A 21,556-nucleotide genomic window follows, 5' to 3' on the forward strand; every position below is an offset into this window, starting at 1 on the left:
AAGGAGGAGTTTCATGCAGCCCTTGATCTGGCTTGGGATTCTTGCGTTATTGCTTGTTGTAGAGGCAATTACGGCAGGACTGACCACCATCTGGTTTGCCGGCGGCGCACTGGTCGCTGCTATTGCATGTTATGCAGGAGCGAACCTCACTGTACAGATATTGCTGTTTCTGTGTGTTTCATTGGTACTTCTCATCTTTACCAGACCACTGGCAATGAAGTACTTCAACAAAGAAACCATACAGACCAATGCAAATAGTCTGATTGGAAAGAAAGCAGTTGTGATTCAGGAGATTGACAATCTGGCGCAGACAGGCCAGGTTCGTATCAATGACATTGAATGGACTGCACGTTCTGCTGATGACGAAAAAATCGGCGAAGGCACCGTTGTAACGATCGAAGAGATCCGAGGTGTGAAACTTATCGTAAAACAGAATAAGGAGGATTAGTTATGGGCGTGGTTTTTCTGATAGTTATTATCGTTATTGCGGTATGGGTCCTTGCATCCTGCGTCCGCATTGTACCACAGGCATATGCAGTAATCCTGGAACGTCTGGGAGCTTATCAGGCAACCTGGAGTACAGGAATTCACTTCAAGGTTCCGTTTATTGAACGAGTAGCCAGAAAGGTAAATCTGAAAGAACAGGTAGTGGATTTTCCACCGCAGCCGGTTATCACAAAGGATAACGTAACCATGCAGATTGATACTGTCGTATTCTTTCAGATTACAGATCCGAAGCTTTATACTTACGGTGTGGAGAATCCGATCATGGCAATCGAGAATCTGTCCGCAACAACCTTAAGAAATATTATCGGTGACATGGAACTGGATGAGACACTTACATCACGTGAGACGATCAATACCAAGATGAGAGCTTCTCTTGATGAAGCTACTGATCCATGGGGAATCAAGGTCAATCGTGTGGAACTGAAGAACATCATTCCTCCGGCAGCTATCCAAGATGCAATGGAGAAACAGATGAAAGCTGAGCGTGAACGTCGTGAAGCAATCCTGATCGCAGAAGGTCAGAAGAAATCTACGATCCTTGTTGCAGAAGGTAAGAAACAGTCTGCAATTCTGGATGCAGAAGCTGAGAAACAGGCAGCAATCCTCCGCGCAGAGGCTCAGAAAGAGCGTATGATCAAGGAGGCAGAAGGACAGGCTGAGGCTGTTCTGAAAGTTCAGAATGCCAATGCAGAGGGTATCCGCATGATCAGAGAGGCAGGGGCAGATGAAGCAGTTCTGACACTGAAGAGTCTGGAAGCATTTGCCAGGGCAGCAGACGGTAAGGCAACCAAGATCATTATTCCGTCGGATATTCAGGGAATCGCAGGTCTGGCAAGTTCTCTGAAAGAGATCGTCACTGATCCAAAAGCGGAGACAGATAAATAACAAAAGAGAATAAATGACATCGGGGAGAGAATTATTATGAACTTAAAAGGAAGAAACTTTCTGACACTGAAAGACTTTACACCGGAGGAGATCACATATCTTATTGATTTATCCGCAGAACTTAAAGCAAAGAAGAAAGCCGGCGAGCTTCACGAATATTACAGAGGCAAAAATATCGCACTTATTTTCGAAAAAACAAGTACAAGAACCCGCTGCTCTTTTGAGGTAGCTGCCCATGATCTTGGAATGGGAAGCACATACCTGGATCCGACAGGTTCTCAGATCGGTAAGAAAGAAAGCATTGCAGATACAGCAAGAGTTCTGGGAAGAATGTATGATGGTATCGAATATCGTGGATTTGGTCAGGAAGTCGTAGAAGAGCTTGCAAAACATGCAGGTGTTCCGGTATGGAATGGTCTTACGAACGAATATCATCCGACACAGATGATCGCTGATATGTTGACAATCCGTGAGCATTTCGGAGATTTAAAAGGACGTAAGCTTGTATACATGGGTGATGCCCGCTACAACATGGGTAATTCCCTGATGATTGCCTGCACAAAACTTGGCATGCATTTCGTAGCCTGCACAACTAAGAAATATTTCCCGAATGCAGAGTTAGTTGCTCAGTGCGAGGAATATGCAAAAGCATCTGGCGGAAGCATCACTCTGACAGAGGATGTTCAGGAAGGAACAAAGGATGCAGACGTTATCTATACAGACGTATGGGTATCCATGGGTGAGCCGGATGAGGTATGGACAGAGAGAATCCATGATCTGACACCTTATAAAGTAACAAAGGACGTTATGAAGAACGCAGGAGAGAAAGCAATCTTCCTTCACTGTCTGCCAGCATTCCATGACCTTAAGACAAAGATCGGCAAGGAAATGGGCGAGAGATTCAATCTGACAGATATGGAAGTAACAGATGAAGTATTTGAATCTGAGCAGTCCAAAGTATTTGATGAGGCAGAGAACCGTATGCATACCATCAAAGCTGTCATGGTAGCAACATTAGGAGAGCCGGAGAACAAATAATGGCATATCTGTATAATGAAGAAACAATTTCACAGGCAATAAACACAAAATGGGCGGGCAAAACCGTCCATTTTGCAAAAGAAACAGATTCTACCAATTCATGGATCAAGCGTCTGGCAAAAGATGGTGCAGAGCATGGAACTCTGGCAGTTGCGGAATTCCAGTCTGCGGGAAGAGGACGTTTTGACAGAAGATGGGAAGCGCCGGAGGGCAGTTCTATTATGATGACACTGCTCTTACGTCCGGAATTTTCACCGCAGTATGCGTCCATGCTGACACTGGTCATGGGAATGGCAGTGGCACAGGCAACGGAGGAACTGGGGTTTAACGTAAGTATTAAATGGCCCAATGATATTGTGATCTCTAAGAAGAAAATCTGTGGTATCCTGACCGAGATGGGAACAAATGGTGTGAAGATCAATTATGTTCTCATCGGAGTAGGAATCAATGTAAACCTGAAAGAATTTCCGGAAGAAATGCAGGACAAAGCGACTTCACTGATTCTGGAGGGCAGTCGTGAATATGACAGAAATCAGGTGATTGCACTGGTGATGAAATATTTCGAGATCAACTATGAGAAATTTATCCGGACCTGTGATTTTACTCATCTGCTGGATGATTACCACAGAATCCTTGCAAACCTGAACCAGCCGGTCAGAGTGATTGATGGTGACAGAAGTTTCGAAGGAATCTGCAGGGGAATTGATGAAAAAGGTGAACTGCTTGTGGAGAGGCAGGATAAAGAAGTTGTGAAGGTCAGTGCAGGAGAGGTTTCAGTGCGTGGGCTTTACAGTTATGTATAAAGATTCTGAATAATTTCGAAAGAGGGAAACAGTAATTTATGTATCAGGACAACATTACTCTCTGCGGCGCAAGTGCCTATGAGAAGAAATTTTATTTTAATCAGGATTTCAATGCACTTCCGGATCATGTGAAGAAAGAACTTCAGATCATGTGTGTTCTTTACACAGAGGATGTAGGAGGAATCCTGACTCTGGAATTTGACGAAAACGGCAGACTTCAGTTTAAAACAGAAGCTCTGGAAGCAGATGCCCGTTACGATGAGATCGGAAGCGGATTGAAGATTAAACAGCTTCAACAGGACAAGAAAGAACTTCTGGAATCTCTGGAAATGTATTATAAAGTATTCTTTCTCGGAGACATCCCGGAAGAAGAACTGAAGAAAACATCGGGCAGTGAGGACTGAATCCATGCAGACAAAGAATGAGCCGGTACAGGCAAGAGAACCATTCATGAAGATGCAGTGGAAAATAGGAAACGTACAGATTAATAATCCGTTTGTCCTTGCACCAATGGCAGGTGTCACAGACCTGCCATTTCGAACGCTCTGTAAAGAGCAGGGAGCCGGACTGATCTGTATGGAAATGATCAGTGCTAAAGCGATTTCTTTTCACAATAAGAACACCATTGCTCTGATGGAGATTGATCCATGTGAGCACCCGGTTTCCATGCAGCTTTTTGGCAGTGAACCGGATCTTATGGCAGAGGTTGCGAAATCCATTGAGGACAGAGATTTCGATATCCTGGACATCAATATGGGCTGCCCTGTGCCGAAGGTTGTCAATAACGGCGAGGGATCTGCGTTGTTGAAGAACCCGAATCTGATTGAAGAGATCGTTCGAAAAGTATCATCTGCAATCAGTAAACCGCTGACTGTCAAGGTGCGAATCGGATTTGAGAATGAACCGGTAGATATTGTTGAGATCGCGAAACGTATTGAGGATGCGGGAGCAGCAGCACTTGCAGTGCATGGGCGCACTAGACAGCAGTACTATTCCGGCACTGCAGACTGGGATACGATCCGCAGGGTAAAAGAAGCGATTACCATTCCTGTAATTGGAAACGGAGATGTAGATTCTCCGCTGAAAGCAGAAGCACTGGTAAAACAGACCGGATGTGATGCTGTTATGGTGGGACGTGCAGTAAGGGGAAATCCCTGGTTGTTCCGCGAACTGAACCATTATTTCCGGACAGGAGAACTGTTGGAACGCCCATCTGTAGAGGAAATACGTGAAATGATCCTGCGTCATGCCAGAAAACAGATTGAATTAAAAGGTGAATTCGTAGGAATACGTGAGATGCGTAAACACGTTGCCTGGTATACTGCAGGCATGCGTCACAGCGCAGGGCTCAGAAGAGAGTCAAATACCATAGAAAGTTATGAAGCCCTGGAGGAACTTCTGTCAAGACTTGGATAGTTCAGGCCTTGACGGGATACTCTCCCAGGGCTTTTTTAAGATGTTTTGTGTTTCTTACGTCGAAGAATAACATAAATTAAAATTGCGGCAAACTGGATGAACAATATGCTGCAGGAATACAGATAATTCATACATGCTCCCATAATTCCCCATTTCTGAACCATGAATGTGGCAGGGAAGATCGTAAGTACAGCAGTGATCGCATATACAATAATAATGCATCCGCCATTACGGATCGCGATCAGGATATTGTACATCATATAAACCCCGGCACCAATCGTTCCTCCGACCAGCAGGACAATAAAGTGCAGCTTATAAGGGGAGAGGTCAACTCCGTAGATGATCTCCAGCAAAGTTCTTCCGAGCAGATGTCCGGCAACAACAACTGCTGCACCGCAGATCAGGATAATGCCGATAATCCTGAGAACATATATGGAAAACTTTTTGAGATCATTTTTCCACCAGAGTTCTGCGATAGTAGTGATAGTTGGTTTAAATACAAATTCACACATCAGAGTAATGACAAAGGATGGCATAAACAGAACACTGTAATAGGTCTGATATTCATCTGTCATAACGCTGGACATCGCATATTTCGGTATGTTGTATAAAAGCAGTGACAGAAATGTTCCTACAAACAGAGGAGTGCAGATTTTCAGAAGTTTCCATACATTGGAAAACTGAAATGATCTGTTTACAGTAACTGCTTCTCCCGGATATTTCTTAGTAAAAACATTATTGATGACCAGGCACAGGATCAGTGAAGTCACTGCAGTGGAAGTACAGGTAAATGCCAGATTTTGTGTCACAAGCAGGGCTGCTGTGAAATATACTGCGGAATAAATATTCCTTACGGCAAGCATTTTTCCCATGATCTCAACATGGTAAGTCTGCTGGAAATTCCCGTGAAATACATCCTCTACGGCATCTACCATTTTCATCATAATGATAAATACACTGATAATAATGTACTCACCAGAAAAACTCCACGCACTGTAGATGATTCCAAAGAGGAGCATCAGCCCGCAGGTAATGATACGTGATACTTCATACTCTGAGAAGAGATACTTGCGGTCCAGATCAGTGGCCTGATAAGTTCGCATTCCATATCTTCCCACAGTGAGAAGTAACTGGGCAGTGGCATAACTCAGGGAAAAAAATCCCGCAGGTCCCACACCGCAGATTCTGGTTACGACCATAAGGTACAGAAAAGAAGACAGCGAATAACTGGTACTTCCGATCATGTTCCAGAGGAATGCCTTCTTTGTGTTTTTTTCTTTTGCCATATGATGACCTTTCTTTAACTGGTTTTAATTTTTCTTTCTTACAATAAGTAATTTATACATTTTACCTGCCAGATTGTAAAGACCTGTTTTTCGCAGAAAAGGTGAAAGTGTACGGATAATACGGGTAATCATGGAACCTTTCATATACTTTCTTAAAACAGCTTCCTTTTCAGAAGCAGAAGCTGCCAGATATTCCTGCCAGAATTTCTGACGGTTTTTTGGAGGCCTGGCAGAGTACTCCAGATGAGGCTGCCAGCATTCCTGTTTGGTGACAGATTTAGAGTCAAACTGACCTTTCAGTGAATCAAAAAGCTGTTGACCTTTTGCAGTGTTGACCAGAACAACATTTACACCTGATTCGATGTCAAACGGCAGATTTGCTTTCTCGCTTGTCCAGAAATCGCCCAGAGAAAAATCGCCGGGGCGTTTATAGCTGGTGTATCTGCAGTGGAAGCAGGAAGGACGATTTCCATATAAACTCAGGAAAAATTTGTTAAAGGAAAACGTACTGATAACAGAGTCAACAGAACCTTTTTTTAAACGTATATCAAGAACCTGTTCACGCCAGGAAACCTTCTTACTTCTCATATTGATATGGGTGATCTCATCGTCGGAAGCAATATATTTTGTTTTCAGAATTTTTATGTAATCTTCCCAGATCTTACGGCTTGGAACACCGTGACAGATATTGTCACAGGTGTACAGTTTTTCTGTATTGATCCGTTTAACTTTCAGGTATTTACAGACTCCTGAGATTTGACACGGGGTACCGGTGAGAAGAACTGTTCTGCTGTTTTTAAGATCATCAATGATGTGGGCATATATTTCAGAAATATCGCTGTCTACATATTTCGATGTTCTGAATTTCCATGCAGTTTCCTCATCTTCGGCACGCATATGGCGGACAGAAAAACTATCGTCAAATGCAACACCATAGATAACACCGTTCTGATTTAAGGTCCATCTGGCAAGAAGTGTAAACATGCCGCCGGAAGAACTCTCCATAAGAACAGACTTGTCAGGATTGCGGACTGCATAGATAGCCGGATTCGCTTCCTGGTTTACATAGTTTTCCAGCATAGGACATACTTTTTCGCATAAGCCGCAATTCTTACATTTGGTTTTATCTAAACGAGGATAATAAAATCCGTATTTATCCTGTCTCATGGTAATTGCAGATGCACTGCAGATATTACTGCATGCAGAACATCCGCAGCAGTCTTTGCGGGACTGATTTTCTAAGAACATTTTTACCTCTTTTCCAATTTCGGATCTGTTGTTTACAGCAGGATCACGAAAAATATCTTTTTGTTGTCAGGCAGATATTTATTTTACCATTTCGCTGAGCTTATGTAATGAGAAATTGCGGAAATTTGCAATTTGTTCATTTGCATAAGTAAAGTCAATTTCTTCTGTAAGCTGTTCATCAGACACATCATTCATTGTGCGGTCAGAAAGATTTACCAGTTTCAGAAGCTGTTCTACGCGGCGGTTTTTATGATGGCCGTCTGCTTTGGCAAAGAATTTACGGTTGAATAATAGAGAAAATACCACTCCATGGAAGGAATCAGAGATTACATATTCGGCATTTTTAAACAATCCCATCCATTCAGCCGGACCTACAGTGATTTCGCAGCGGCATTTCAGCAGGCCTACAAGTGGGAATGGAATGTATACGATGCGGTATCCGGTTTCTTTTTTGAGACGTCTTGCAAAGTTTACAATCTCAGGATTGATTCCCAGCTGATAAACCAGAATATATTTTCCTCTGATTTTGGGTTCTTTCAGTAATTTATTCCATTCATCTGCGGTGAGAAGAAGAGTAGGATCGCAGACAACTTCCGGTTTCTTTCCGGTGAGTTCATTTACAATGTCTGCGCCGTAATCCTCACGGACAAGGATTTCGTCAAAATCATTCAACAGACGGCTGTAATCATTGCGGAACTGTTCCGGCGGGATGTGTTCGCCGATACTGGCCGCATAGCTGCATTTCTTTTTACCCTTTTCAGGAAAGTCCAGAAAATATGTCTGGTCAAAATTTGTGAGTTTATAATCCCAGACTTGGTCACTTCCTGCAATGTAAATATCATATTTGCCGGAAACAGCCCGCATATTTCCTTTTGTTACAGGTTCACTGTATTTCATGTGTTTACGGAACTGATTACATTTGCGGCGGCGCGGGATATAGCAGATATGTCCGATGGCACCGTAGATATAGTTGAATAATCCTTTTTCCTTTAGGTTGATCAGGCGGAAAGGATTACTGATATACTGACAGCTGTAATCGATGATCTCAGGGTAAGTACCAAGCTCGCGGAGCTTTTTCTGCAGAGCATAGCTTTGTAAGATTGCACCATAGTTGTCATAATTGTGGAAGGTGATAACACCAATTCTTTTTTTATTCATAAAATCCTCCGGTTTTAAAAAGTAAAGCTGTCGGATAATCCGACATTATGAAAGGGATTCGGAAGTTATAAAAATTCCGAGAAACAGCGGCAGAGCATAGATGATCGGAAATGTATATCTTGGATGTCCCAATGCTGCCGGACCGATGAAGGTAACAGCAAGAGTAAGCAGTAAAGGCAGTCCGAGAAGCAGAAGTCTGCCGTTCTTTTTACATAAAGCGTAAAGACATACTGTCAGGAGCAGAAAATCGGTAAAGCCCTGATTTACACAGAGACCTAATATTGGAATGTTGCTGAATTCCAGATAATAAGAGTTTAGAGCCGCTTTTGCTTCCTGATTAGAATATACTGCCTGATAAACATCAGAATAATCAGGATTTTTAATCTGGACAATTTTTTTCCTGACGCCCAAATAATATTTTGAATTATCTTTCAGAGGGCTGAACAGGCAGTAATTCTGATTTAAAGTTGCATTGATGCACGTTCCTGGATGACGAAAAAACAATTTAACCCATGTATGAAGGAAATCGAGAAGTTCTCTGGATGAAACATTATTATTAAAGCCGTGCTTGATTCCGTCATAATTAGCAGGATTGTAATGGCTGGCGTATTCCTCAGGTGTATATTTGATTACTGAAGAAATAGATTGCAATTCGTCATCAGACAAATCATCACTGTGATAAAGCATATAACGTGCAGTTTGCTGCAGTGGAAGTGCGAACATGGCACGTGTGGAAATTTTTTCTACATTATATTTTTCATATAAGAAAGAGGTATTTACCTTTCCTATACATAAAGGTACAGTCAGCAATGCAAGAAACAGGATTGCCCAGCGTATGGTTTGTTTTCTGTGCAGGATGAGATATATCTCCCGGCATACAGCAAAGAGAATCAGGACTGCAACAACATAAAAACCGTTTTGTCGGAAAAACATACCGAGTACGGCGATAACTGTAAGAACTGGATGTTTCAGGTCCTTTTTGTAAATATCTGTTCTGAAAATATACCATGTCAGTTCATTCATCAACAGCAGAATAGCAGCATTGTAAAAAATGTCGATGAGCAGAGAAGTAACGTATCCTGCAATGACAGGTGAAACGGAAAAAATAATAAGTGTTCCAAATAGCCAGTGACGGGGAACATTAAATCTGTTCATGGTAGAAATTGTATAGGCAAGTACCAGTAAAAGGCATAAAGCCTGGATAAATGCCAGAATAGTCAGACCGATGACCGGACTGCCAAGTGCCGCACCCAGATCGGAAAATCGTCCCAGAAGCTGCGTGTAAATGATTGGATGTTGCGAGGTATATGAGCGGACACCATAATACTGTAAAAGGCTGACTTCACTGTCTACCGGGACTGTGAAGGGATAACGGATAATCAGGTGCGGAAGCCACAGAATTCCCATAACTATAAAAGATTTGAGAAAACATTTTTTTTCAAATAAAAAAGAAAATAATGTCTCAAATATCTCAGAAACTTTGAGGTTATGGAGATGTGGCAGACTGCCAATTGCTTTCAGCATTATCCGGAAAAAGATTGCTCCACCCAGAAACACAAGCAGCAGCTCGGGTAAAACCAGTTTTTGCGAAGTGATAGCAATTTTCAGACTGGTATCTGCGGAATAGAATACTCCCATAATGGAACATATGGTAAAAACTATTACAATAATTCCTGCCAGTATCTGAAAAAAAATACCGGATATGTCAGGCTGATTCCGGATGATTTTTTTATATGCCAGAAATAAGACAATCAGTATGCAGGATGAAATGACAGATGAACCTGAAAAAAGGGAAAATACATGATCTTCTGTGAACGCAAAAGTAAAGAAAAGGGTACTGAGAATTGCGTATATAAAAATACTGAGATCATGTTTTAATATTTGGGGCATGATATGTGTTTCCTTTCTGTTGTATGTTTATGGAGACCTGTTCTGCCGGAAAAAGCCTCCATTCTTACTTAAATATAGCAACATTAAAGAAAAAAGTAAATGATAAGCAGAAAGTTTTTATAGTTGACGATTAGCTGGCAGTGTGCAATAATCGTAAATAGCAGAAAGCCCTGAAATGGGCTGTTTTTGTGTAACAGAAGGAGAAAAGACATATATTTTGGAGGAACTTTCAATGTTAGATAAAATAGCAGTTCTGATTCCCTGCTACAATGAAAGTAAATCGATTGCCAAAGTAATTCAGGATATGAAAAGGGAACTGCCGGAGGCGACGATTTATGTATATGATAATAATTCTATAGATGGAACAGATGAAATTGCCAGAGAAGAAGGTGCAGTAGTCCGTTATGAACATCAGCAGGGAAAAGGAAACGTAATCCGGAGCATGTTCCGGGACATTGATGCACGGTGTTACATTATGGTGGATGGAGACGATACATATCCGGCTGAATACGCCAGAGAAATGTGTGATAAAGTTCTGAATGACAGGACAGATATGGTTGTAGGAGACAGGCTTTCGTCAACCTATTTCACTGAGAATAAACGTCCATTCCATAACTTTGGAAACACAATCGTAAGAGGCTTTATTAATCATCTTTTCCACAGCGATATTAAGGATATTATGACCGGATATCGTGCGATGAGTTATCGATTTGTAAAAACATTTCCGGTTCTCTCAAGAAATTTTGAGATAGAGACAGAGATGACAATACATGCAATTGATAAAAAGATGCAGGTTGACAATGTGATCGTGGAGTACAGAGACCGTCAGGAGGGAAGTGAGTCCAAACTGAATACGTATTCTGACGGAGCGAAAGTATTGAAAACGATATTCAGAATGTATAAAGACTATAAGCCGTTACAGTTCTTTTCAGCTATTGCGGCGTTCCTGTTTATCCTTGGAAGTGTATTCTTCATTCCGATTTTAACGAAATACATTGAAGCTGGCATAGTTACGAGAATTCCAAGTCTGGTTGTTGTATGTTTTGTTATTCTGACGGCCATTATCTGTTGGTTTTCAGGAATTATCCTATCGACACTGGTGCATCAGCATAAACAGAGCTTTGAGTTTGAATTAAATACTGTATCAGACAGATTTAAAGAGCTTTGTGATAAAGAGAAATAATTGGCGATAGGAAAGGGAAATAGTTTTTTATGAAAAAGAAATATGGGGTATCCATACTGCTTGCATGGCTGACGGCAATGGTGATATCTTTGTCAGGAGCATATGCAGATGGAGTATCCATGCTTGATGTACTTGGCAGGGAGATGTATGGGATATCGTTTGATAAATTTATAATATTCATAGGGCTGGCTATTTTCTATGAGAAATCATGGGATACCTTCAGGAAATCAAGAAGCTGGATTACACATCTGATCGCAGTGATTTTCTCAGCATGTATGCTGATCGGAATTTCCTATTCCGTTCAGGGCAGCTGGGCATTTATTATGGGAAGCAAATATCAGATAGTGATAGCTGCTTTTTCTTTTGCGGGATATTTTATTCTGTTTGATGTGGCATTAAGTGTACTGTATTGTTGGCTGGACAAAAGAAATATTTGCCGTACAGGGAGAACAGAAGCTTCTTTTTCAAAATTTATAGAAAATCATTATTTTCTGTTTTGTTTTCTTGTCATTTATCTTTGCTGGTTGCCATTTATTATTATTTTTTTCCCTGGTTCTGTTCCTGCGGATGGATACAGACAGCTGGATATGTTTGTCGGGGGCGAAACATTTACAACACGTCATGCATGGGTATTGACAATGTTTGTCGGTGCGTTAATGCAGCTTGGAAGAACCGTCAGTGATAACGCAGGTGTGTTCCTGGTTATTCTGGTGACATCGATTATTGAGGATCTGTGTTTTTCATATGCATGTACCAGAGTGCGGAAATGGAAAGCACCGAAATCGTTTTGTATTGCATGTCTTTTATATTTTGCTCTGGTTCCGTCGTTTGGAGCTTATGCACAGACACTTATAAAAGACAGCACATTTTGTGGAGTATTTGTGTTGTTTATGGTTCTTTATGTTGACTGCGCGATACCGGCATTGAGAAAACAGCGTACTCAGAGGGAAATAAGAAAACAGCTGATCTTCCTGATGATAGCAGGAATGTTGGTATGTGTTTGCAGAAATAATGGAGTTTACCTTGTTTTTCCCGCAATGATCCTTCTGATATTCCTGATGTCAAAGAAGCAGATGATTCTGATTCTTGTACTTTCACTGACCATATTCGGAGGACACAGAGTTTCTGAAAAAGTTATAGCACCGAGTCTGGGAATCAAGCCGATTTCCACAAGAGTATATTTTACGATTCCCTTCCAACAGACAGCACGCTATCTGGCAACTTATCCGGATGATGTGACAAAGGAAGAGAAAAAGGCGATAAATGCAGTACTGAATTATGACAAACTGGCACAGAGATATAATCCGGAGCTTTCAGATCCGGTAAAGGCAACTTATAGAGGAGACACGGTAACAAAAGAAAATCTGGAGAATTATTTCCGCGCATGGTTTTCAATGTTTAAGAAACATCCTGGAGTTTATGTGGAAGCAACACTGCACAATACGTATGGATATTATTATCCGTTCTATACATGTACAGCACAGCATTCTTTTAAGACATATATGAAAAAGAGTGATCATTATGTATTTAATTACAAGTATGTAATGCCGAAGGAATGGCGTAAGGCTATGATACGGTATGCGTATTTCTGGGAAAAAGTTCCAGGGTTATCTCAGATTACCAATGCAGGAACTTATACCTGGTTGCTGATTATTCTGGCAGGATATCTGATACACAGAAAACGCTGGAAGGGAATTCTGGCAATGGCAGCCCCATTTTTGAATGTAGCGGTATGTATAGCATCACCTGTAAATGGATTGTATAGATATGTATATCCGATGGCAGCATGCATTTTCTTTATGATTTACTGGTGTCTGGAATACGGCGAAAAAGAATTTACAGGAGAAGATTCCTGATTGCTGTTGGGAGATATGCATAAGTTATTGTAAAAAAGGAATGTTGCAGAAAAATCTTCGGAGAAATTAATAAGCAGAAACAGGCGTCTGGAATGCTTGACAATCCAGGCGCTTTTTTGTATAATACAGAAATTGTGAATATCCTAGAATAAGTCTGCCCTTTTTCAGGTATGATGTATCAGGAAGCACATAAATCCATGTAGTGATCCGGGGTGCAAAGAAATGCAGAAGACTATACCGGATGTTGAAAGGGAGTAAGGTTATTATGGAAGAAAAGAAAAACTTACTAACTTATGCAGGACTTAAAAAATTAGAAGAAGAGCTGCATGATTTAAAGGTAGTAAAGAGAAAAGAAGTAGCAGAGAAAATTAAGGAAGCCAGAGAACAGGGCGACTTATCTGAGAATGCGGAATACGATGCAGCGAAAGACGAACAGAGAGACATTGAAGCACGTATCGAAGAAATCGAGAAGATCTTAAAGAATGCTGAAGTCGTTGTAGAGGACGAAGTAGATCTGGACAAGATCAGCGTTGGATGTAAAGTTAAAGTACACGATTTTGAATTTGAAGAAGATATCGAACTGAAGATCGTAGGTTCCACAGAGGCAAACAGTCTTGAAGGCAAGATCTCCAATGAATCTCCTGTTGGCAAAGCACTTATAGGTGCTCATACAGGCGATGTGGTAGAAGTTGAAATGCCGGCTGGAATCATGAAATACAAAGTTCTGGAAATTCAGAGAAACGTATAAGAGACGGATGACTGAGGTGCGCGTAGAGATTTACCATGCAAAGGCATAACGCGCACCTTTCTCTGATTATATAAGCAGATAATGAGAATATCTGTATATCTGATAAACTGATATCTGAAAATACAGGATTCTGATAAACGGAATCTTCTGTTACGTCTGATATCACATAGAAATGTAGAATAAATAATAATTATACAAGTATATAAGGAGGAACCAAGGTGGCACAGCAGAAGCAGGAACAGGATTTAAACCAGTTACTGAAGGTACGTCGCGATAAGCTTGCAGATCTTCAGGCTAATGGAAAAGACCCATTTCAGATCACAAAGTTTAACCAGACTCATCACTCAATGGAAGTGAAGAATCTTTATGAAGCACATGAGGCAGAACTTCTCAAAGATCGTGCAGAAGTAGATGTAACAGGTCTTGATGAAGAACAGGCAAAGGAAGCTGTTAAGAAAGATTATGAAGAGAGAAGAGAAATCATGGACGCAAGCCCGATCCACGTAGCGATCGCAGGCCGTATGATGTTCAAGAGAGTTATGGGCAAGGCTTCTTTCTGCAATATCCAGGATTTACAGGGAAATATTCAGGTATATGTAGCAAGAGATGCCATTGGGGCAGACTCCTATGCAGATTTCAAGAAATCTGATATCGGTGATATCTTCGGACTGGAAGGTTTTGCATTCAGAACAAGAACAGGTGAGATTTCTATCCATGCAGAAAGCATGACTCTTCTTTCCAAGAGCTTACAGATTCTTCCTGAGAAATTCCATGGACTGACAGATACAGATATGCGTTATCGTCAGAGATATGTAGACCTTATCATGAATCAGGACAGCAAGAACGTATTTATCAAACGTTCCCAGATTCTGAAAGAAATCCGTAACTTCCTTGCAGACCGTGACTTCATGGAAGTGGAAACTCCGATGCTGGTTGCAAATGCAGGCGGTGCTGCAGCAAGACCTTTTGAGACTCATTATAATGCACTGAACGAAGATGTTAAGCTTCGTATTTCTCTTGAGCTTTATCTGAAGAGACTGATCGTTGGTGGTCTTGAGAGAGTTTATGAGATCGGACGTGTATTCCGTAATGAAGGTGTAGATACCCGTCATAATCCGGAGTTCACTCTGATGGAGCTTTATCAGGCATATACAGATTATGAAGGTATGATGGAACTGACTGAGTCCATGTTCCGTTATCTGGCAGAGAAGGTTTGTGGTTCTGCGAAGATTTCCTATAATGGTATCGAGATCGACCTCAGCAAACCTTTTGAACGTCTGACCATGAACGATGCGATCAAGAAATACGCAGGAATTGACTTTGATGAAGTTGCAGATGATGAAGCAGCTAAGAAGCTTGCAGATGAGCATCATATTGAATATGAAGAACGTCATAAGAAGGGTGATATCATCAACCTGTTCTTCGAGGAATACTGTGAGAAAGAACTGATCCAGCCAACATTTATCATGGATCATCCGATCGAGATTTCTCCGCTGACAAAGAAGAAACCTTCTGATCCGAATAAGGTAGAGCGTTTCGAGCTGTTCATCAATACATGGGAAATGTGTAACGCATATTCCGAACTCAATGATCCGATTGACCAGAGAGAGCGTTTCAAAGCACAGGATGCTCTTGCTGATGCAGGAGATGAGGAAGCGAACCATACAGATGAAGACTTCCTGAACGCACTGGAGATCGGTATGCCGCCTACAGGTGGTATCGGATACGGAATTGACCGTCTTGTTATGCTGCTTACAGACAGCCAGGCAATTCGTGACGTACTTCTGTTCCCGACAATGAAGTCACAGGGAGCTGCTAAGAACGAAGCAAACAACGTTGCGCAGGCTAAAACGGTTTCAGAAAAGCCAGTTGAGAAGATTGATTTTTCAAAGGTAGAAATCGAACCATTGTTCAAAGATGAGGTAGATTTTGAGACTTTCAGCAAGTCCGATTTCCGTGCAGTAAAGGTAAAAGAGTGTGTCGCAGTGCCGAAGTCAAAGAAACTTTTACAGTTTACTCTGGATGATGGAACAGGCGTAGAACGTACCATTTTAAGCGGTATTCACGCATTCTACGAACCAGAAGAACTGGTAGGTAAGACACTTATAGCTATCACAAATCTGCCACCTAGAGCAATGATGGGAATTGAATCTTGTGGAATGTTACTTAGTGCAATCCATGAAGAAGAGGGCGAAGAAAAACTTCATCTTCTGATGGTAGATGACCATATTCCGGCTGGTGCAAAGCTGTACTAAAATTAAATATAAAATGTCTAAAACCATGATGTCAGACCGCATTTGACAACAAAATTTGGGAGAATGATGAATCGTTATGAAGCATGACGAATTTCAGGTGAAAGGGCACAGGTTTGAGAATGAAATCAAAATTGATTCACTGGATCAATGATTGATATGCATGACAACAAGAGCACTTCTTAGAGTTAATCTGAGAGGTGCTTTTTTTCGTACTAAAAAATATACCCCGGCAGTCAACTTCTGTAAAACAGTGAATCAAATATTGGAGGAAAACATCATGGATAAAAATTATAAACCAATCACAAGTATGAAAGAAGTACCGGAGCAGCTTAGAAAATTGCGCCGACAGTATCTGCGTTATCAACAGGCAGAGATTATTTACAGCATCTCTCATCAAGTAAATGAAAAGCAGGAAAACAGTGTTCGATTAAAGGAATGATGGGTGGCAGAGTCATTGAAGCAAATATAGATTTTTATAGATACCCTATTTGCCACCTGCCGTCTGCTGGTGCATGAATACTTTCAAGTATCAGGAGTAAGTAAAAGTAGATTGACAGATAATATAGAAAAGCGTATTATAATAATAAGAGGTGGGATATCCCACACAAATGCTTGCGTAGGAGGTGTTGGTAATGGAAGCGATGAAAGATTATGTTGCCCATCTGGATAACAAAAAAAGAATTACGCTCAGAGGAGCTGCTTATCAGTATTACAATGTAAAAGAATACGGAAATGGCTGCATTATTCTGGAACCTCGGGAACTGGCAGTGCCAGAGAGCATTTCAGCCAGAACTCTGGCAGATATGGATCGTGCAGTAAGTAACTTTAAGAGAGGCGATGTTTCCCCGGCTATTGACCTGTCAGATTTTTAAAAGGAATAAGAGATGAATTTTAATATACGAATGGGAATTCCTGAAATGTAGGAACTTTGGTTAGATCTGCAGGAGAAATATCGTTCCGGTAATATAAAAAAGAAGGAAGAACAGTTGTATAAAAAATGGGGAAAGGCTTTAAAGCTGTTGTCGGCTGATCCGGGTTATCCGAGTCTTCAAACCCATGAAATAGAGCCATTATCCAGACGTTATGAAATGAAAGTGTGGCAATCATATCTGGAAAATAAAACCAGTGGCGCAATGAGAATGTACTGGGTTTATGGACCAGACCAGAAAGATATTACAATTATCGGACTGGAACCACATCCGGAAGATAAGAAAAATGGCGCATACGACCGAATTTCACTGTCGGATTTGTAGAATAAAACTGAATATGGAACTAAAACACGAGCAGTTAGTCTATGAAAAACAGGTTAGCTGCTTTTTTCATGCAAAAAGGGAGGTGTCGTGTATGGGATATGCACGTAAAGATGTAGAGAAAACAAAGAAATTAGCAAAGAAATTTGTCCGTTATCAGGAAGGGGCAGAGCTTTACAGCATTGGACTGACGAAAGAAGCCAAAGCAGTGTATAAGATTGACAAGGTTGCTCTTGTAAACTGTGAGATTTTTGAAAAGTATCTGGAGACATTTCGGATTGCGTAGGGAACAGAAGAAAATCGTGGAAGGACAAAAAATAAGGATCGACTTCTTGTCATGCGAAAAATATAATGTGGATGTGGAGGAATAAGAACAGATATGGCAAAAATAGGAAGACCAAAGTTGGAAAATGTAAAAAAGAAAGTGTTGAGTATCCGGGTGGAAGATTCTATGTATAAGTGTATCTGCGATTATGCCAGGAACCACAAAATGACTGTGACAGAAGTTGTCTTGCAGGGTCTGGAAAAAGTATTGAACAGACCTGAATAATATGTAGTCCTTCCTTTATTTGAAGGAGGATTTTATATGGCACAGACAAGAAAAGATCTGCGGGGCAGAGTCCTGCGGAAAGGTGAATCACAGAGACGTTCAGACGGGAGATATGTATATACTTATACGGATCCTCTCGGAAGACGTAAATATGTTTATGCACAAGACCTTGTAGCGCTTCGGGAAAAAGAAGCACAGCTCATGAAAGATTAGATGGACGGTCTGGATATTTATGTTGCCGGAAAGACTACAGTAAATTTTGTATTTGACCGCTACATGAGTCTCAAAAACAATCTGAAACCAACAACCAAGAGCAATTATCTTTATATGTATGACCGATTTATTTTCACTGGTGGCCGATTTTTACGATTTTTCTTGGAATCGGGTGCCGAATCGGTGAAGTTTTAGGGCTTCGATGGGAAGACATCCGCTATGAGAAGCGGATTATCAGCATCAATCATAATCTGACGTATTATCCGGTAGGAGAAGACAGAGCATCAGAAAATCACATTTCGACGCCAAAAACAGAAGCCGGAATGCGTACGATTCCCATGTTGGATACAGTGAAAGATGCTTTTGAGATGATCTGGGAAGAGCAGAAAGAAAATGGATGGACAGATGCAGAGATTGATGGGATGACAGGCTTTGTTTTCTGTAACCGTTATGGAAATATTATGAATGCCCAGTCAGTCAATCGTGCGATCAAGAGAATCTCATCTGTTTATAATGCAACAGAAGAAGTAGAGGCAAAAAAAGAGCATCGAGAGCCGGTGCTGTTGCCGGATTTTTCAGCGCACAGCTTGAGACACACATTTTGATGCAGAAATCGGTGTAAGTAAGAAAAAATTGCATGATTAGTACGATGAATGGGCAATTCCAATTGGAATTGCCTATTTCTTTACTTCCGTGATACAAAATCAAAACTTTTCTCCTTCATCCTATACTTCCTCGGTGTCACTCCATACTTCTGTTTAAACGCCTTGATAAAATGGCTGCAGTCACAAAATCCTGTCTCCTGGCTGATATAAGTTAGGTCAAAATCTGTGAATAGCAATAAGTCCTCCGCTTTTTGCAGTCTTACCGTGAGAATCATCTCCTTGCAGGTCTGCCCATAGTACTCCTTGAATATTGCGGCAAAATACGAATAACTCATATGAAATTTTTCTGCCAGCTCCGCCACCGAGAGATCTTCCTGGTAGTGCTGTGAAATGTACTCAGATACCTCTGTAAATTTTTCGCTTAATACAGTTTCCTTTTTCCTTTTTTTTATCTGAAAGCCTTCTTGCTTCCAGACACGAAGAATTTCTGCCATAAGAAGACAATAATTCGAATGCATAATAATGTCATAACCAAATTGCTTTTCTTCTAACGTTTTCACTGATCCTTGAATCAGCTGCTTCATTTTTTCCTGATTAAATTTCTCTTTCGAAAAATAAACCGATAGCTTCTGCTCCACTGCTGCCATGGCGATCAGACTCGAAATCGGTGGAAGCGCCGAACCGGATATATTCAGATGTACCGGATCAAATTTCAGGACATAGTAACGGATTGGAAGCTGTCCTGTTGAATAAATTGCATGAGCCATCTGTGGATAAAATACGATCAGATCTCCCGGTTCCAATACATAATTCTCTTCTCCTGTCTCTACATACGCATTTCCCTCTACCATGTAAAGAATCTCCACAAAATAATGCCAATGTGGAAGAATTGGGAACACCTCAGATGTCTGTGCATCAAATAAAAAGGCTTCATATGGTTTGTTTAATGTATCTGAACATTCAAAATAAGGTTTCACAGCTTATCTCCGTCATAGATTTTTACAATTTTTCAGAAGATTTATTATATCATATCTTTTTTCTACATGATATACTTTCATCCGAAAACAGTCAGAAACTATGTATTTCAAAAAGACAGGAGGTTTTTACCAAAATGACAATTCAAAATCCACTTGGCTATATCAAAGGAATCACATTTGCCCCGTTTCACAAGCGAGGTTCTCTTTCTACACAGACTGCCCGTGACAGTTTTGATTATATGATAGAACATACTGCTGCTGATTTCGTAATCCTTGCTCCTGTAGGGCTGCAGGACCACGCACACTCAGAAGAGATCTGTTACACTTCCAGTGCCACATTCTCAGATGAAGAATTAATCAATATGATCCGCTATGCCAAAAGCAAGTGCATCCGTGTTGCATTGAAACCTACCGTCAATTGTAAAAACGGTGTCTGGCGTGCTTACATCAGTTTCTTTGAAAAAGATGTTCCATGCGAACCGAAATGGGGCAACTGGTTTGCCTCTTACACAGAATTCCAGACACACTATGCCAAAATTGCAGAAGCCGAACAATGTGATCTTTTTATTGCAGGATGTGAGATGGTAATGACAGAACACCGCAGTGAAGAATGGAGAAACGTAATCGCTGCGATCCGAAACTATTACCACGGACCTGTTTCCTATAATACCGATAAATATCAGGAAGAAAATGTAACATGGTGGGACTGTGTCGACATGATTTCTTCCAGCGGATATTATCCGATTGATCAGTGGGAACAGGAACTTGACCGTATTGAGAAGGTCGTTCAGAAATTCAAGAAACCATTCTTCTTCGCTGAAGCAGGATGTATGTCCAGAAAAGGATCCTCACTGGTGCCTAACAACTGGGAAATTCAGGGAGATTTACGTCTGGAGGAACAGCCAGACTGGTATCGTGCTATGTTTGAGGCCTGTGCAAAGCGCTCATGGGTCAATGGCTTTGCTATGTGGGAATGGGCCCCGGTTCTTCCGTCCAGAAGTATTGCATCAAGAGATTCCAGCTACGAAATCTGCAACAAACCGGTACAGGAGGTTATTAAAGACTACTATGGGAGAGACACAAGAAAATAGCATACAACAAACTTCAGAACAGGATCTCTGGCGCATACGACCGAATTTCACTGTCGGATTTGTAGAATAAAACTGAATATAGAACAAAAAATTTTAATTTTTCATCTTTCCGGAGGGAACGGGAATGTGTGTAAAATTCTGACTACAATTCTGTTTCTGAAGCGTTATATTATGTGAAGAATAAAACGGTGAAAAACATCAGAAAGCATGGATGAATTCCTTGCTGTATAAAGAAAGAGAGTGAGAAATATGCTTACGCTAATATTTACCTGTCTTATGGTCTGGATTTTCGGAAAGCTTATCTGGATTGCGTTTAAGATGACCTGGGGAATCACAAAGGTTTTATTCAATCTTGTATTTCTTCCGATCATTCTGATCGCGTTGGTGATCGGCGGACTGGTTTCTGTTGCCCTGCCGGTTCTGGTCATAATTGGAATCATTATGCTGATATGCGAAATTGCGGGAAAATAAGAAAAAAGAATAACAATGACGATAAAAATCGTATAAAACTCATGTTAAATTTTGCTGTGTTATTGATGATTAACTAAAATTATGGTATAGTAGAGATATATTAAGTAAATATATACAAAAAAAACT

The 21,556-nt window shown here is 40.9% G+C and carries 22 protein-coding genes and 1 pseudogene; 18 read left to right on the plus strand and 5 right to left on the minus strand.

Translation table 11 applies throughout. From position 1 onward, the window contains the following. Positions 1-13: 13 nt before the first annotated feature. Genes G4417_RS10040 through dusB form a run of 6 tightly spaced genes read left to right on the plus strand, consistent with a single transcriptional unit; the run spans position 14 to position 4,649 of the window. Positions 14-448: an NfeD family protein gene (locus tag G4417_RS10040; RefSeq protein WP_008707795.1), complete on the plus strand. Its 435-nt coding sequence runs from the start codon at positions 14-16 to the stop codon at positions 446-448. Between the two features lie 2 nt (positions 449-450). Continuing rightward, positions 451-1,392 carry an SPFH domain-containing protein gene (locus G4417_RS10045; RefSeq protein ID WP_008707794.1) on the plus strand — a complete coding sequence of 314 codons (942 nt, stop codon included), beginning with the start codon at positions 451-453 and terminating at the stop codon, positions 1,390-1,392. Positions 1,393-1,428: 36 nt separating this feature from the next. Further along, positions 1,429-2,430, plus strand: coding sequence for an ornithine carbamoyltransferase (argF, locus tag G4417_RS10050; RefSeq protein ID WP_008707793.1), 1,002 nt, complete (start codon positions 1,429-1,431; stop codon positions 2,428-2,430). Then, positions 2,430-3,233, plus strand: coding sequence for a biotin--[acetyl-CoA-carboxylase] ligase (locus tag G4417_RS10055; protein WP_173683341.1), 804 nt, complete (start codon positions 2,430-2,432; stop codon positions 3,231-3,233). Before argF ends, G4417_RS10055 begins: the two co-directional genes overlap by 1 nt. Before the next feature lie 38 nt (positions 3,234-3,271). Further along, positions 3,272-3,637 (plus strand): DUF6145 family protein, encoded by a 366-nt coding sequence (locus tag G4417_RS10060; protein WP_008707791.1) that lies wholly within the window; start codon positions 3,272-3,274, stop codon positions 3,635-3,637. A 52-nt stretch (positions 3,638-3,689) separates the two neighbouring features. Continuing rightward, a complete protein-coding gene (gene dusB, locus G4417_RS10065; RefSeq protein ID WP_334296877.1) occupies positions 3,690-4,649 on the plus strand; it encodes a tRNA dihydrouridine synthase DusB in 960 nt (319 codons plus the stop codon). Positions 4,650-4,684: 35 nt separating this feature from the next. On the opposite strand, the gene G4417_RS10070 is transcribed toward dusB, so the two are convergent. The 4 genes from G4417_RS10070 to G4417_RS10085 all read right to left on the minus strand — a co-directional run bounded on the left by G4417_RS10070 (position 4,685) and on the right by G4417_RS10085 (position 9,748). Continuing rightward, a complete protein-coding gene (locus tag G4417_RS10070) occupies positions 4,685-5,935 on the minus strand; it encodes a lipopolysaccharide biosynthesis protein (protein ID WP_173683342.1) in 1,251 nt (416 codons plus the stop codon). A gap of 24 nt (positions 5,936-5,959) precedes the next feature. After that, the gene (locus G4417_RS10075; protein ID WP_173683343.1) at positions 5,960-7,183 is read right to left on the minus strand and encodes a Coenzyme F420 hydrogenase/dehydrogenase, beta subunit C-terminal domain; all 1,224 of its coding nucleotides are present in this window, start codon (positions 7,181-7,183) and stop codon (positions 5,960-5,962) included. 78 nt (positions 7,184-7,261) lie between these two features. Then, complete coding sequence (locus G4417_RS10080) at positions 7,262-8,341, minus strand: polysaccharide pyruvyl transferase family protein (RefSeq protein WP_173683344.1); 1,080 nt, start codon at positions 8,339-8,341, stop codon at positions 7,262-7,264. 45 nt (positions 8,342-8,386) lie between these two features. Beyond that, positions 8,387-9,748 (minus strand): DUF6020 family protein, encoded by a 1,362-nt coding sequence (locus G4417_RS10085; RefSeq protein WP_173717685.1) that lies wholly within the window; start codon positions 9,746-9,748, stop codon positions 8,387-8,389. A gap of 715 nt (positions 9,749-10,463) precedes the next feature. Between G4417_RS10085 and G4417_RS10090 the strand changes: the two genes are divergently transcribed. From G4417_RS10090 to G4417_RS17525, 10 genes and pseudogenes are all read left to right on the plus strand, one after another. Continuing rightward, positions 10,464-11,414: a glycosyltransferase family 2 protein gene (locus G4417_RS10090; protein WP_173683346.1), complete on the plus strand. Its 951-nt coding sequence runs from the start codon at positions 10,464-10,466 to the stop codon at positions 11,412-11,414. 29 nt (positions 11,415-11,443) lie between these two features. Next, on the plus strand, positions 11,444-13,270 hold the full coding sequence (locus G4417_RS10095; protein WP_173683347.1) for a DUF6020 family protein: 1,827 nt from the start codon (positions 11,444-11,446) through the stop codon (positions 13,268-13,270). Positions 13,271-13,535: 265 nt separating this feature from the next. Next, entirely contained in the window at positions 13,536-14,018 is a 483-nt protein-coding gene (greA, locus tag G4417_RS10100; RefSeq protein WP_008707789.1) for a transcription elongation factor GreA, read from the plus strand. Positions 14,019-14,236: 218 nt separating this feature from the next. Then, a complete protein-coding gene (gene lysS, locus G4417_RS10105) occupies positions 14,237-16,273 on the plus strand; it encodes a lysine--tRNA ligase (RefSeq protein ID WP_173683348.1) in 2,037 nt (678 codons plus the stop codon). 277 nt (positions 16,274-16,550) lie between these two features. Then, complete coding sequence (locus tag G4417_RS10110) at positions 16,551-16,712, plus strand: hypothetical protein (RefSeq protein WP_173683315.1); 162 nt, start codon at positions 16,551-16,553, stop codon at positions 16,710-16,712. A gap of 193 nt (positions 16,713-16,905) precedes the next feature. Continuing rightward, complete coding sequence (locus G4417_RS10115) at positions 16,906-17,145, plus strand: hypothetical protein (protein WP_005609451.1); 240 nt, start codon at positions 16,906-16,908, stop codon at positions 17,143-17,145. Positions 17,146-17,259: 114 nt separating this feature from the next. Further along, positions 17,260-17,526: a hypothetical protein gene (locus tag G4417_RS10120; RefSeq protein WP_243872118.1), complete on the plus strand. Its 267-nt coding sequence runs from the start codon at positions 17,260-17,262 to the stop codon at positions 17,524-17,526. A gap of 91 nt (positions 17,527-17,617) precedes the next feature. Further along, entirely contained in the window at positions 17,618-17,809 is a 192-nt protein-coding gene (locus tag G4417_RS10125; RefSeq protein WP_173683349.1) for a DUF6462 family protein, read from the plus strand. 93 nt (positions 17,810-17,902) lie between these two features. Then, positions 17,903-18,073, plus strand: coding sequence for a hypothetical protein (locus G4417_RS10130; protein WP_173683350.1), 171 nt, complete (start codon positions 17,903-17,905; stop codon positions 18,071-18,073). A gap of 36 nt (positions 18,074-18,109) precedes the next feature. Further along, a pseudogene (locus tag G4417_RS17525) lies at positions 18,110-18,888 on the plus strand (site-specific integrase); the annotation flags it as partial. A gap of 83 nt (positions 18,889-18,971) precedes the next feature. Here G4417_RS17525 and G4417_RS17355 read toward each other — a convergent pair. Next, on the minus strand, positions 18,972-19,868 hold the full coding sequence (locus G4417_RS17355; RefSeq protein WP_173683351.1) for an AraC family transcriptional regulator: 897 nt from the start codon (positions 19,866-19,868) through the stop codon (positions 18,972-18,974). Between the two features lie 134 nt (positions 19,869-20,002). Here G4417_RS17355 and G4417_RS10145 point away from each other — a divergent pair, with 134 nt between their 5' ends. Continuing rightward, a complete protein-coding gene (locus G4417_RS10145) occupies positions 20,003-20,959 on the plus strand; it encodes a glycoside hydrolase family 113 (RefSeq protein ID WP_173683352.1) in 957 nt (318 codons plus the stop codon). Positions 20,960-21,208: 249 nt separating this feature from the next. Further along, positions 21,209-21,430, plus strand: coding sequence for a hypothetical protein (locus G4417_RS10150; RefSeq protein ID WP_173683353.1), 222 nt, complete (start codon positions 21,209-21,211; stop codon positions 21,428-21,430). The last annotated feature ends 126 nt before the right edge of the window (positions 21,431-21,556 follow it).

The sequence above is a fragment of the Blautia wexlerae genome (assembly GCF_013300825.1).
GTDB classification, from domain to species: domain Bacteria; phylum Bacillota; class Clostridia; order Lachnospirales; family Lachnospiraceae; genus Blautia_A; species Blautia_A wexlerae_B.

What these genes read in the sequence shown, in the direction of transcription:
- G4417_RS10040 (WP_008707795.1), top strand. Translation starts at nt 14, where the DNA reads ATGCAGCCCTTGATCTGGCTTGGGATTCTTGCGTTATTGCTTGTTGTA.
- G4417_RS10045 (WP_008707794.1), top strand. Translation starts at nt 451, where the DNA reads ATGGGCGTGGTTTTTCTGATAGTTATTATCGTTATTGCGGTATGGGTC.
- argF (WP_008707793.1), top strand. Translation starts at nt 1,429, where the DNA reads ATGAACTTAAAAGGAAGAAACTTTCTGACACTGAAAGACTTTACACCG.
- G4417_RS10055 (WP_173683341.1), top strand. Translation starts at nt 2,430, where the DNA reads ATGGCATATCTGTATAATGAAGAAACAATTTCACAGGCAATAAACACA.
- G4417_RS10060 (WP_008707791.1), top strand. Translation starts at nt 3,272, where the DNA reads ATGTATCAGGACAACATTACTCTCTGCGGCGCAAGTGCCTATGAGAAG.
- dusB (WP_334296877.1), top strand. Translation starts at nt 3,690, where the DNA reads ATGCAGTGGAAAATAGGAAACGTACAGATTAATAATCCGTTTGTCCTT.
- G4417_RS10070 (WP_173683342.1), bottom strand. Translation starts at nt 5,935, where the DNA reads ATGGCAAAAGAAAAAAACACAAAGAAGGCATTCCTCTGGAACATGATC.
- G4417_RS10075 (WP_173683343.1), bottom strand. Translation starts at nt 7,183, where the DNA reads ATGTTCTTAGAAAATCAGTCCCGCAAAGACTGCTGCGGATGTTCTGCA.
- G4417_RS10080 (WP_173683344.1), bottom strand. Translation starts at nt 8,341, where the DNA reads ATGAATAAAAAAAGAATTGGTGTTATCACCTTCCACAATTATGACAAC.
- G4417_RS10085 (WP_173717685.1), bottom strand. Translation starts at nt 9,748, where the DNA reads ATGGGAATTCTGTGGCTTCCGCACCTGATTATCCGTTATCCCTTCACA.
- G4417_RS10090 (WP_173683346.1), top strand. Translation starts at nt 10,464, where the DNA reads ATGTTAGATAAAATAGCAGTTCTGATTCCCTGCTACAATGAAAGTAAA.
- G4417_RS10095 (WP_173683347.1), top strand. Translation starts at nt 11,444, where the DNA reads ATGAAAAAGAAATATGGGGTATCCATACTGCTTGCATGGCTGACGGCA.
- greA (WP_008707789.1), top strand. Translation starts at nt 13,536, where the DNA reads ATGGAAGAAAAGAAAAACTTACTAACTTATGCAGGACTTAAAAAATTA.
- G4417_RS10110 (WP_173683315.1), top strand. Translation starts at nt 16,551, where the DNA reads ATGGATAAAAATTATAAACCAATCACAAGTATGAAAGAAGTACCGGAG.
- G4417_RS10115 (WP_005609451.1), top strand. Translation starts at nt 16,906, where the DNA reads ATGGAAGCGATGAAAGATTATGTTGCCCATCTGGATAACAAAAAAAGA.
- G4417_RS10125 (WP_173683349.1), top strand. Translation starts at nt 17,618, where the DNA reads ATGGGATATGCACGTAAAGATGTAGAGAAAACAAAGAAATTAGCAAAG.
- G4417_RS10130 (WP_173683350.1), top strand. Translation starts at nt 17,903, where the DNA reads ATGGCAAAAATAGGAAGACCAAAGTTGGAAAATGTAAAAAAGAAAGTG.
- G4417_RS10145 (WP_173683352.1), top strand. Translation starts at nt 20,003, where the DNA reads ATGACAATTCAAAATCCACTTGGCTATATCAAAGGAATCACATTTGCC.
- G4417_RS10150 (WP_173683353.1), top strand. Translation starts at nt 21,209, where the DNA reads ATGCTTACGCTAATATTTACCTGTCTTATGGTCTGGATTTTCGGAAAG.